The sequence below is a fragment of the Sulfurovum sp. UBA12169 genome (genome assembly GCA_002742845.1).
Taxonomy (GTDB): domain Bacteria; phylum Campylobacterota; class Campylobacteria; order Campylobacterales; family Sulfurovaceae; genus Sulfurovum.
Genome location: DLUH01000004.1, coordinates 77,861 through 90,590, shown reverse-complemented (window position 1 = coordinate 90,590; position 12,730 = coordinate 77,861). Strand labels below are relative to the sequence as shown.

Below are 12,730 nucleotides of genomic sequence, written 5' to 3'. Positions count from 1 at the left end.
GTCCAAATTTGCTTATAATTAATTTTGTGCTAATTTAAAAACGGTTATTATAATTATATGTTTTAATTATCTTAAGTAAGATACAAAGGAAGAAAAAGGGCACAGAATGAGCAAAGATTTTTTAAAAGAGGTCCTGCTATGAACCATATATTAATCGTAGAAGACGATAAACTTCTTGCGCAAACATTAGAGGATGTCTTGGAGGTAAATGGTTTTAGCAGTAAAATCGCGAATAATTATGAAGAAGCAATTGAACTAGATTGCACGGAAGTGTTTGATCTTTATCTTTTGGATATAAATCTACCTAGCTCAAACGGCATAAAGCTATTAGAAGAATTAAGGATAAACAATACCTACAAACCGGCTATTTTTTTAACTTCCCACAAAGAAAAAGAGGTATTAAATGAGGCTTTTTCAAGCGGATGTGATGATTTTATCAAAAAACCGTTTGATAATGATGAGTTGATTCACAGGGTGGAAGCTGTGCTAAAAAGAACCGCCGCTTACAATACAGAAATCAAATTAACCCAGGACATATCTTATGACATTAAAGAGTGTACTTTATTGACCCCAAAAGGGAGCACAAAACTTCCACAAAAGCTGGCAAAGCTTTTAGAGATTTTTATAAAAAATAAAAATCAAGTGGTTTCAAAAGAGCATATTATAGAAAATGTTTGGGAGGATGATACTTTTAGCAGCGGATCACTCAGAGTGTATATAACAAAGCTTAAAAATCTTATTGGCAAAGATATGATAGAAAACATAAAAGGAGTAGGCTATAAACTCAAACTCTAATTCATATGCCCTTTTGCAGACATTGACTTTTTTATTTTTAATGTTATTTTCATATGTGTGCTTGGAAATACTGCGGGAAGTTTTTCATTTTAATGAGATTGTTTTTTTTGCCGGCAATATTATTTTGATAGCCGTCTTGGGGTATTATCTGGCAAAAGCTGTAGCAAAACCGTTATTCGATTCTCAAATAGCTATGGAAAAGTACATAAAAAATACACTGCATGAGTTAAATATTCCTATTGCGACCATAGATGCAAATGTAAAACTCCTTGCAGGCACACTCAAGGATGAAAAAAATTTAAAACGGCTGCAAAGAATTTCCAGTTCATCCGCGAACCTTCAAGACCTATACAACGAACTTGAATATCTTTTGCGAAAAGAAAATGGATGCATAGAGATAGAAGAGTTTGAGTTGAGGGAGTTTTTAGACCGGACAGTTAAAAAGTTTGATGATGTAAAAAAAGAAGTTAACATAACAGTGAATTGTCCTGTACACCATATAAAATGCGACAAAAGAGGTTTTTCAAAAACGATAGAAAATCTCATCTCAAATGCCATTAAATTCAACAAAAAAGACGGATTTGTACATATAGAATTTAAAAACGATAAGCTCTGCATAGAAGACAGCGGCATAGGAATAGAAAACCAAAATCTTTTTAGCATATTCGAAAGATATTACAGAGAGGACAGCAATATTTTTGGCCATGGCATAGGACTGAATATTGTCAAAGAGTTTTGCGATAACAATAAAATAGAAATAAAGATCACTTCAAAAAAAGACGAAGGCACAAAAATATGTTTGGATCTTAAAAAATTAACATTTAATTAATACTCTGTATGGTAGTATAGCTCTGTGCATATGCACATATGTGCACAAAATAAAATAGAAGTGTCGGAATTTATAGTGTATATATAAGATTCTTAAACTATCAAAGGAGTTTCATGAAGTTGTTTAAAATGGCAATGGTTGCAATGGTGTTTACACTTGTAGGTGCGTATGCACAGGAAATGTTTCAGTCGGTTCCGGAAAAAGAAGCGACCCTGCTTCAAAAAGGAGAAGATAAGCTCTACTGTCCAAATTGCGGAATGAATCTTCCTAAGTATTATAAAACCTCTCATGCCGTTGAGCTGACAGACGGAACACACAGACAGTATTGTTCCATACACTGCTTGACAGAAGAGATGGAGATGGGATACCTAAGAGACAAAAAAGAGAGCATAAAATCCATTCAAGTGGTTGATATCTCATCCAATCAATTTGTAGATGCAAAAAAAGCTTTTTATGTGGTGGGCAGCAGCAAACCCGGAACTATGACAATGACCAGCAAATACGCTTTTGGACAAAAAGCACAAGCAGAAGATTTTGCTGCTAAAAATGGCGGAACAGTGATGGATTTTGATGAGACATACAAAACAGCCGTTAATGATTTTACAAAAGACATGGGAATGCTTTTGGCAATGAAAAGCTCAAAGATGTGGAAGATGGGAGAAAAACTCTACAATGAAAAGTGTGATAAAGCCAAGATAGACACATTTCATGCACACAATATAGGAACAATGAAAACTATGATTAGGGATTCAAAAGCATGCGGAGAGCTCGACGATATGCAGCTGCAGACAATTTCTCTTCATATTTGGGATCAAAAGCTTGGAAATTTTGAGAAGCAATACGGAGAAAATAAAGAGATAAAGGCAAATGCTGAGATGTTTAAGAAAAAAATGATGGAACAAAATGGCAATAAATAGTTTTTCTTTTAAAGTAGCTGCAGTTTTTACTGCGGCTACTCTTTTATTCACTCTTTCTTTAGATGCAAAAACGTTTAAAGAAAGAGTGACCGGCAAAAACCCCGTACTTGTTCAAAAATGGTGCTCTGTCAGTGCAGAAGAGTTGGCCGACACGTATAAAACAAACTATATGGCAAAATTGACGGACGGTCAAACAAAACAATACGCCGCATTAAGGTTTTTAGCAGAAGATTACGATGCTATTAAAACAAGGATAAAAGAACTTTTGGTGGTTGATGCAAAACATGAAAAGTTTGTAAATGCCTTGACGGCCCATTATGTTGTCAATTCAAAAGCAAAAACAACCTATTCAAAATTTTCAAAAATAGCATTCGAAAATGAAGCTGATGCCAAAGATTTTGTAAAAGAGTTTGGAGGAGACATAAGGGATTTTGATTTTACGTTGTATCTTGCAATAAAAGATTTGGATTTAGACAGAGAATTTTTTAAGGCAAAACAAGAGAAACTTTACAAAAAAGGCGAAAAAATCTTTGAAAGATTATGCGAAAAGTTTGATCCAAACCAATACAGCTCTTTGCTTGATTTAAAAACAGATATAGAGGAAAATAAACGATGCGGAAGATTGAGCGCTGATAATTTACAGACGGTTTCTGTGTATTTATGGGAAGTGAAAAGATTCGGTGATCTTATACAAAACAAAAACATTATGCAGGTTCCCGATAAGGCAAAATGTCCCGTATGCGGAATGTTTGTCTCAAAATATCCAAAATGGGCAGCAAAAATTGTCACGAAGGAACATACGCACTATTTTGATGGCGTAAAAGATTTAATGAAATTTTATTTTGCCCCTTCAAAATTTGGCTCTTCACATACAACCGAAGAGTTTGAAGAGATAAGAGTCACTGATTATTATACGCAAAATGAGATAGACGGTAAAAAAGCTTTTTATGTATTGCACTCAAATGTGTTTGGCCCTATGGGAAATGAGTTGATTCCGTTTGAAAATAAAAAGGATGCTGATACGTTTCTTAAAGAACATAACGGTAAAACAGTATTGAAATTTAATGAAATTACAGAAGCAAAAGTACACGAACTTGACAATTGAGGCATAATGAATAAATTTTATAAATATTTTATAACTATTTTTATCATATTGTTGGCAGGTTTTATTACCGTGGTTGTAAATAAAACTGAGCCATCCAACACAACACCGAGCCTAAACACCCCTTCAGTCTTCGCTTTTTCATCCAAAGAGGCAGAGACTAGATTTGGATACGATCGGTTTGGAATTGAAAAAACAGAAAAGAACTCTTTTGTATATAAAAATAAGGTGACCGCCCATGAATTTTTTTAAATTTGCATCTTTGACACTGATAAGAAATTTATCAAAAAATATTGTAATTTTTATTTTTTTTACGCTATTTATTTTTATAGCCTCTTCTTTTATCTTTACTTCATCATCACTTCAAAATTCGCTTGATGCGGAACTGCAAGGACAGCCTGATATCATTATTCAGCACAAGAAGGCCTCTAGAAATCACCCCATAGATAACAGCATCGTGGATGAAATAAATGAAATTCCCGGAGTCGAAAAAGCATATGAAAGAGTTTTTGGCTATTATTTTTTTGATACGGCAAACCGGTATATCAATGTGATCGGTATTGATTTTTTAGATGAAGACCAAGAAAAACAGATCAAGCATCTGTATAAGAATTTTGATTTGAAGGCTTTTTTGCAAGAAGACAATATGCTTATTTCAAGTGCGGTAAAAAAACTGTTTGAACAATATTATTATGATAAATTTTTTAACTTTATCGTGGAAGACGAGGAGCCGAAAAAGGTCTATATTTCCGGCGTATTTGATAAAAAAATTAACCTTTTTTTAAATGACAGTGTCGTGATGGATATAGCCATTGCCAAAGATATTTTGGGATATGAAGAAAACGAAGCAAGCGAGATTGGTATTATCGTCCCCAATAAACTTGAAATAGACAATATTGTTCAGAAATTGCTCGTGATTACACCCACATCAAAAATCATCACCAAAGCCAATATGTACAAATACTCCCATGAACTGTATGATTATAAAGGAGGCATATTCCTCTCATTGTTTATTACTTCTTTTTTGGGTTTTTTAGTCATATTTTATTCGCAGGCCAGTTCAATCAGCGGAGCCGGCAAAAAACAAATTGGTATATTAAGAGCGATAGGATGGAGCATCAATGACATCATCAAGTGGAAAATGAGTGAAGCTATGATTGTTTCGTTTGTCTCTTTCTTGAGCGGTATTTTGCTTTCGTATCTTTATATCTTTTTGTTTAAAAATAATATTTTTGTCTCTATTTTTTTAGGAAGCGACAATGTATACAAAGATATAAGCCTTGAGCCGTTTTTTGATATCAATTCGTTTGCCATACTCTTTTTTATAACCATTGTTCCATACCTTGCAAGCACGCTGCATCCTGCATGGAAAAGTTCAATCGCAGATCCGACGGAGGCAGTCAAATGACAAATATAATCGAAATAGAAAATTTAAATCTTGTATTTTCAGCGCACACGCCAAGGGAATTTCATGCGCTGAAAAACATTTCTATGCATGTACAAGAAGGCGAATTTTGTATACTCAAGGGTGTAAGCGGAAGCGGAAAAAGTACGCTTCTTTCGGTTATGGGAGCACTCTTGAAGCCTACAAGCGGCAAACTGGAAGTTTTTTCCAATCCTGTATCAAAAATGCCCGACTTTCACGCATCTACTTTTAGAAGAGAGCATCTTGGGTTTATTTTTCAAAACTTTAATCTTTTTGATGAATTTACAGTGTTGGAAAACGTGCAAACCGCTCTTGTCCCTACAAATACTCCTGTAGCTCAAATGAAAGCAAGAGCACTGGAGCTTCTTTCTTTGGTAAATCTTGAGACAAAGAAAAATACTTTTGCAAGAAATCTCTCCGGCGGCGAAAAACAACGATGCGCTATTGCAAGAGCGTTGATCAACAATCCCAAGCTGATTTTAGCTGATGAACCAACTGCAAATTTGGATAGAAAAAATTCAGAAAATGTGATAGAGATTTTAACCAAACTCAATCAAAACGGAACAACGGTCTTAGTGGCAACCCATGATGAGATTTTTGAACAAATGGTGCCAAACTTAAAAGTTATTCATATCAAAGAGGGTATGTTGTTATGATATTTTCCAAATCACTGGTTGCGTTCTTGTTTGTAGAAGGCACGATAGGTCTGCTTTTTCTTTTTTCTTTTTATTTTGCGTATATGATTTTAACTCGTTGGAATTTTAATTCACCTTCAAAACTGCAGTATACGCTGGAAAAAAGAGACTATTTTGTTTCTTTGATACTCTATTTTGCACTAAGTTCAAAAGTTGTTTTGCTTCCATTTTTTATAAATCTTCTCAATTCTTTGTCAGAAAAATTGCCCGGGGCGATGTGTGCAGCAGGAGTAGTAAGTGCTAACGAATACGGACAGATTTTACTTATTTTAAAAGTGGTGATTATCTTTGTCAGCGGTACTTGGTTGATCTTGAATGCAAAAGATAAACTTGAGGTTAATTTGCCATATATTAAGTCCAGATATTATCTCTATTTGATACTTTTTTTTCTTATTATTCTTGAGCTGGTTGTAGAATATTTATATTTTACAAATATTAGTACAGAAGAGGTAGTTTTGTGCTGCAGTGCAATTTATGGCGCTAATTCAGGCGGCTTGACACTCCCGTTTGGGCTGGATATTTTTGGCATTTTATATCTTTTTTATGCGACATGGGTTTTGTTGTTTTTAACGTATATTAAAAAGTATTTGCTTATCAACACTGTAGCAAACATACTGTATCTCGTGCTCTCATTTTATGCACTCACATACTTTTTTTCAACGTATGTTTATGAACTGCCAACACACAAGTGCCCTTATTGTCTTTTCCAGAAAGAATATCACTATATAGGGTATCTTCTTTGGGGATCACTAATCGGAGGCTCTTTTTATGCAATTGCGGGGCTGGTTGTTTCCAGGCTTACACGATTTAAAACAGATTATTTGTATAGAAATTCTCTTGTTTTAGATACAATATTTATATCGGTCTGCACTTTATATGTTGTGGCGTATTATCTGAAAAATGGAGTGTTTTTATGAAAAAATTTTTAATACCGGCCCTTGTGGTTGCGATAATAGTAGGCATCATTGCCACAGTTTTTACCTCTATGGTCACATCAGAGAAGATGGTTACTGTAAAAGAGGGCAATATGGAAAAAAAGCCTCTTGAAATCATTTTGGGCAAATATCAAGACAGTGATTGCGGCATGGTAGTGGAATCTTTGGAGTTTGCATCTCAAATCATAACCAATGATGGAAAAACAAGATTTTTTCACGATATCGGAGGAATGGCAAACTATCTGAAAGACAAATCATTTAAAAATGAAGTGGTTATATGGGTTTACACCAAAGACACCAATGAATGGATAGACGGCAAAGCAGCCTGGTATTCAACCAATGAGATAACCCCAATGAGTTACGGATTTGGTGCGTACAAAAACAAAAACGGTGATTACATAACTTATGAAGAGATGAATTTGCGTGTGCTTCGCGGAGAAACCCTGCAAAATCCAAAGCTTAGAAAAAAAGCATTGGGATATTGATGGATATCGCATCTATATTATCGATTATTACTATTGCTTTTTTAGGAAGTTTTGGCCATTGTATAGGGATGTGCGGAGGTATAGCCATTGCCTATGCCAGTACAAAAATAGACAGTCATACGCCTAGAAAAATCCAGGCATTATCTCATCTTCTGTACTCTTTTGGACGCGTTACTACCTATACTGTTTTAGGGGCTGTTTTTGGGTTTGCTGGGGGGGTTGCTACGTTTTCGAATGCTACCAATGGAATTCTACTGCTTGTTGCAGGAAGCGCTATGGTGCTGACCGGACTTTCATTGGTCGGAAAAATCAAATTTTTGTCTTTGATTGAATGCTCAGTCTCCAAAAGCAGGTGGTATCAGGATCGATTCGCGAAACTTTTAGGAGCAAAGTCCCTTTTTAGCTTCTATCTTCTGGGATTGCTAAACGGATTGCTTCCCTGCGGATTTGTTTATTTCTTTGCAATAACGGCCGCAAGCACCGCCAGTGCTTTTTGGGGTGCGGTGGTGATGTTTATATTCGGAATCTCCACAATACCTGCCATGTTCTCTCTCTCTTTTTTCGTCGGCATTTTTAAAAACACATCCATAAGACGTGTTATGTTGCGGCTCGCTTCTATCGCGGTCATTGTTTTTGGTTTATATACGCTTTATCGCGGTTACGATTTTATCTTCAATCCCGAAGCATCTATCTTAAATTGCCATTGATAAGTTCATAAGTTAAACTTTTTGAACTTATTTGTTTAATTTATCATTTTCTCTTGACAATGTGTTAATTTTGTGTTAACATTAAGAAAATTAAAGGAGGTAAAAAGATGAGTTTAACAAAAAAACTTATAGGTGTAACTCTCGGGCTGGGTATGGCTTCTAGTATGTCATATGCTAGTGCTGAGCTTGAGAAAGTTATGAAAGACAGAGGCTTAACAGAGCAAGATGTCGTAAGAGCAGCCAAAACTTACAATCCATCAGGTGGAAGGGATGAGTTCGTTGCATTCAGTTCAGGTGGCCAAAGTGGACAGATGATGGTTTACGGTGTTCCGTCAATGAGACTATTGAAGTATATTGGTGTATTTACGCCGGAGCCTTGGCAAGGATATGGATTTGACGAAGAGTCAAAGAAAGTCTTAAGACAAGGAAATATCAGAGGAAGAGAAATCAATTGGGGTGATACTCACCATCCGGGTCTTTCAGAAACAAATGGTGAATACGATGGGAAATGGCTTGTTATCAATGATAAAGCAAACCCAAGAGTAGCCGTAATCGATCTTGCAGACTTTGAGACAAAACAAATCGTTGTAAACCCGGTACTTAAATCTGAACATGGTGGATCTTTCTTTACGCCTAACTCTGAGTATATCTTGGAAGCATGCCAATATGCGGCACCGTTTGATAATGATTACCATCCGATTGAAGAGTATAAAGAGACTTACCGTGGTGGTGTAACACTATGGAAATTTGATCCTAAAATCGGAAGAATCCAAGAGAAAGAATCTTTCACACTAGAGCTTCCGCCTTATATGCAGGATTTGTCTGACGCAGGTAAAAATATGTCTTTTGGATGGGGTTTCACAAACTCATTTAACTCTGAGATGTATACAGGGGGTATAGAGGTTGGTTTGCCACCGTTTGAAGCAGGATGTAGTAGAAATGACACCGACTTTTTACATGTGTACAATTGGCAGAAATTGGCTGAACTGGCAAAAGATCCTAAAAATGTAAAAATTATCAACGACCATAAAGTAATTCCAATGGAAGTAGCAGTTGCCAATGATGCATTATTCTTGATTCCAGAGCCAAAATCACCACACGGTGTTGATGTGTCTCCTGATGGGAAATACATCGTAGTGTGCGGTAAGCTTGATACACATACTTCTGTTTATGATTTTGAAAAAATTCAAAAATTGATCAAAAATAAAGAGTATGCAGGTAAAGATCCTTATGGTATACCGATCCTTGATATGAAAAAATCACTTCACGGACAAGTAGAGTTGGGCTTGGGGCCATTACATAACCAGTATTCAAATGTAGACGGTGAGATTTATACATCACTATATGTGGATAGCCAAATCGTAAAATGGAACTATAAAGAGCTAAAAGTACTTGACAAAGAAAACGTACACTATAACGTAGGTCACCTTATGGGTATGGAAAGTGAGACTGTAACGCCTCAAGGTAAATATATCGTTTCGCTTAACAAACTTGCGATTGATAGATTCCAAAACGTTGGTCCGTTACATCCGCAAAACCACCAGTTGATCGATATCAGCGGGAAAACAATGGATCTTTTGGTAGATATGCCGATTCCACTAGGTGAACCGCACAATGCTGTTGCGATACAAGCTAAAAGACTTCATCCGCATGTAAGATATGAGATGGGTACAAACGCTAGAACAGGTGAAATCCATGAGGGTAAAACACTTGCAGGTCAAGAAAGAATTGAAAGAGACGGCAACAAAGTAAAAGTATACGCAACACTTGTTAGATCTCACATCAATCCTGAGAGAATCACTGTTAACAAAGGCGATGAAGTAACTATTTACTTGACAAACCTTGAAAGAGCGCAAGATGAGACTCACGGATTTACTGTAGACCATTTCAATGTTCACGCATCACTTGAGCCGGGTAAAACCGCTAGTGTTAAGTTTACAGCTGATATAGAAGGTGTATTCCCTTATTACTGTACAGAGTTCTGTTCCGCGCTTCACTTAGAAATGATGGGTTATTTGATGGTTAAAGACCCGAATAAAAAATATGTAAGTGCGCAAAAACTTAAAATGCAAACAATGTCACCTGAGCAGTTGAAAGCCGAGTATGACAAAACAGTATCTGTAAATGCTGCAACTGATGCAGTTATCCAAAGTGTTGTGAAATTCTTGAAAGAGAATAATTACGATAAACATGAAGTAGTTAAAAACCTTGTTGTGGATGCACTTGATCAGTATGGTAAAATTGCAGAAGAGAAGAAAAAATCTGATGAAGCTGTAGCAGCCGGCGACATGGAAAAAGCCATCTTGTTTGAAAACATGATCTGGCAATATATGGTTAAAACAGCTGACGTTGGTATCCGTGCAAAAGATGCACTTGTAAGACTTATTGCAACTAAGCAGTCAGCCGAAACAGTTGCTGGAGAAAAAGCATTTGCTGAAGGCGGATGTAACGGATGTCACGTTATCGGTAAAGTAAGTTCAGGTCCTGACTTAACAGGTGTTCTACAAAGACATGAAGACGGTGCAAAATGGGTTGCGAGCTTTATTCTAAACCCGGAAAAACACTTTGCTGAACCTTATGTAAAATCTATGATTGATTACTTTAATCTAAGAATGCCTAACCAAAACATGAGTCCGGAAGACGCAAAAAATATCGTTGAATACCTCAAATGGGTAGAAGAAAACGCTAATCTTTTCTAATCTTACGGTATAATATCAGACAAGGAGAGCGTTGCTCTTCTTGTCTTTTTTTTTTCAATTTAAATTAAATAAAGTTTTAGTTATAATAAAAATAACGTTGGATTATACCCAAGACTTTAACACATAAGGAATAAAAATGAATAAAAGTTTGCTAAAAGCAAGAATATTTGCAGGAATTGCGCTGGTGCTGCTGACAGTCGCCTTTACGTTTCCAATGGTCGCCTTTCATGGTACGCTCAATAAGATAGATAAAGGCAAAGGCGAAGAGGTTGCACCGATTGCTAAAAGCGTATGGAATCTTTACAATGAAGGAAGATATAAAAGTGTAACGACGCCAAAAGAGGCACACAACAATCTAGAGCAGATGATTAAGACATCTTCAGAAATTGGACCTGCGTCTACACCATTGTGGGCTGTTTCTCTTGAGGCGCCAAACTATCCAAAAGATGCATTTCCAGAAGGCATCCCTGTCTATTTTCACTTTGACGGATACAGCGGAGAAGTGCATGAAATGAATACGATCAACCACTATGTCGGTATGGACCCGATGTGGACTGGCGGCATCATAGAAAGAGAAATTGGTTCGTATGCACTCTTGCTTCTTTCTCTTGGAGTTATCTTTTTTATGGCATATAACGTGAAAATCTTTAGTTATATTATGCTGATTCCGGCAGTGTTGCCTATCGTATTTATAGCTGATTATTCGTATTGGCTTTATCATTTTGGACACAATCTTCATGACTGGGGTATGTTCAAGATAAAACCTTTTATGCCGACAGTTTTTGGTGACGGTAAAATCGCACAGTTTACAACACATTCTTATCCAACTATAGGCTTTTATATTCTTGTAGCGATCAGCGTTGTGAGTTTGCTGGCTTATTTTGCTAAACAAAAAGCCTTGAAAGAGATGAAAGTCTAAGAAATGTTAAGAAGCATTTTTATTTTCCATCTGCTTATGATAATGTCTTTTGCAAATGTTTTGCAGGAGGCTATCAATAATGCCCCTGAAGGTTCAGTCATTAAATTACCTGCAGGCGTATATAAAGGAAATATCATAATAGACAAGCCTTTGTCTATTATAGGTAAAGAAGATGGAGTAATACTAGATGGTGACAATAATGGAACGGTAGTTCGCATCAATAGTTCATTTGTTACTATCAAAAATGTAAAAATTATAAATAGCGGTTTTTTACATCATCAGCAAGACGGCGCCATAGCAATCAATGGTGCTGATCAATGCGAGATTAGTGATGTTGTCATTGATGATTGTCTGTTTGGAATTGATATGCAAATGACAAATAATTCCATTATACAAAACAATACTATTTATTCAAAAGATGTAGATATTGGGCTTAGAGGCGATGGAATAAGGCTTTGGTATAGCAATGACAACCTGATCAAAAAAAATTCGCTTATACGATCAAGAGATATGGTAGTATGGTATTCTCACGGAAATACCATCGAAGAAAATTATGGAGAGTATGGCAGATATTCGCTGCACTTTATGTATGCAGGCAAAAATTATGTAAAAAACAATACCTATAATTTTAATTCAGTCGGTATATTTTTTATGTATTCTCAAGATGCTATTGCGACAGGAAATGTGGTGAGAAGCTCTTTGGGTGCCACAGGTATGGGTATAGGATTTAAAGAAATAAGCAATTTTACCGTAGAAGACAACACGGTTCTTTATTGTGCAAGAGGTTTTTATATTGATAGATCCCCGTTTCAGCCCGATACAAATAATTTTATTAACCGTAACAAGATCTTGTATAATTCAGAAGCAATGCATTTTCATTCCGTATCTGAAAATAATATTATAAAAGATAATATTTTTTTGGGTAATATAGAAGATGTCATAAATGATTCGACCGGTACACGAACCTACAGTAATACCTTTGAAGGCAATTTTTGGGATAATTATGAAGGTTTTGATAAAAATAAAGATGGGTACGGCGATACCCCGCATAAAGTATATCAATATGCCGATAAACTTTGGATGTACAATCCTGATGTTAAATTTTTCTATGGTTCGCCGGTAATATCGCTGCTAAATTTTCTAGCGAAATTAGCTCCGTTTTCAGAGCCGATTTTTTTAATGGAAGATTTAAAGCCAATAATTAAAGTAAAAAGTTAAGGA

At 35.9% G+C, this 12,730-nt stretch carries 13 protein-coding genes; all 13 read left to right on the top strand.

What is annotated here, in order from left to right:
* Window positions 1–138 precede the first annotated feature (138 nt).
* The 13 genes from CFH81_04835 to CFH81_04775 all read left to right on the top strand — a co-directional run bounded on the left by CFH81_04835 (window position 139) and on the right by CFH81_04775 (window position 12,727).
* A complete protein-coding gene (locus CFH81_04835; protein ID DAB40563.1) occupies window positions 139–795 on the top strand; it encodes a DNA-binding response regulator in 657 nt (218 codons plus the stop codon).
* A gap of 13 nt (window positions 796–808) precedes the next feature.
* A complete protein-coding gene (locus tag CFH81_04830) occupies window positions 809–1,624 on the top strand; it encodes a histidine kinase (GenBank protein DAB40562.1) in 816 nt (271 codons plus the stop codon).
* 113 nt (window positions 1,625–1,737) lie between these two features.
* Entirely contained in the window at window positions 1,738–2,541 is an 804-nt protein-coding gene (locus CFH81_04825) for a hypothetical protein (GenBank protein ID DAB40561.1), read from the top strand.
* On the top strand, window positions 2,528–3,646 hold the full coding sequence (locus tag CFH81_04820; GenBank protein ID DAB40560.1) for a nitrous oxide reductase: 1,119 nt from the start codon (window positions 2,528–2,530) through the stop codon (window positions 3,644–3,646). Before CFH81_04825 ends, CFH81_04820 begins: the two co-directional genes overlap by 14 nt.
* A gap of 6 nt (window positions 3,647–3,652) precedes the next feature.
* Window positions 3,653–3,895: a hypothetical protein gene (locus CFH81_04815; protein ID DAB40559.1), complete on the top strand. Its 243-nt coding sequence runs from the start codon at window positions 3,653–3,655 to the stop codon at window positions 3,893–3,895.
* Window positions 3,882–5,051: a hypothetical protein gene (locus CFH81_04810; protein DAB40558.1), complete on the top strand. Its 1,170-nt coding sequence runs from the start codon at window positions 3,882–3,884 to the stop codon at window positions 5,049–5,051. The genes CFH81_04815 and CFH81_04810 overlap by 14 nt, the downstream gene beginning before the upstream one ends.
* Before the next feature lie 5 nt (window positions 5,052–5,056).
* Complete coding sequence (locus CFH81_04805; GenBank protein ID DAB40588.1) at window positions 5,057–5,725, top strand: ABC transporter ATP-binding protein; 669 nt, start codon at window positions 5,057–5,059, stop codon at window positions 5,723–5,725.
* Window positions 5,722–6,681 (top strand): hypothetical protein, encoded by a 960-nt coding sequence (locus CFH81_04800; protein DAB40557.1) that lies wholly within the window; start codon window positions 5,722–5,724, stop codon window positions 6,679–6,681. Before CFH81_04805 ends, CFH81_04800 begins: the two co-directional genes overlap by 4 nt.
* A complete protein-coding gene (locus tag CFH81_04795) occupies window positions 6,678–7,184 on the top strand; it encodes a hypothetical protein (GenBank protein DAB40556.1) in 507 nt (168 codons plus the stop codon). The genes CFH81_04800 and CFH81_04795 overlap by 4 nt, the downstream gene beginning before the upstream one ends.
* The gene (locus tag CFH81_04790) at window positions 7,184–7,891 is read left to right on the top strand and encodes a beta-carotene 15,15'-monooxygenase (protein DAB40555.1); all 708 of its coding nucleotides are present in this window, start codon (window positions 7,184–7,186) and stop codon (window positions 7,889–7,891) included. Before CFH81_04795 ends, CFH81_04790 begins: the two co-directional genes overlap by 1 nt.
* Window positions 7,892–7,998: 107 nt before the next feature.
* Window positions 7,999–10,590: a cytochrome C gene (locus CFH81_04785; GenBank protein DAB40554.1), complete on the top strand. Its 2,592-nt coding sequence runs from the start codon at window positions 7,999–8,001 to the stop codon at window positions 10,588–10,590.
* A 136-nt stretch (window positions 10,591–10,726) separates the two neighbouring features.
* Window positions 10,727–11,509, top strand: a complete 783-nt coding sequence (locus CFH81_04780) for a cytochrome C (GenBank protein DAB40553.1) — start codon at window positions 10,727–10,729, stop codon at window positions 11,507–11,509.
* A 3-nt stretch (window positions 11,510–11,512) separates the two neighbouring features.
* Entirely contained in the window at window positions 11,513–12,727 is a 1,215-nt protein-coding gene (locus CFH81_04775) for a nitrous oxidase accessory protein (GenBank protein DAB40552.1), read from the top strand.
* Window positions 12,728–12,730: the final 3 nt, after the last annotated feature.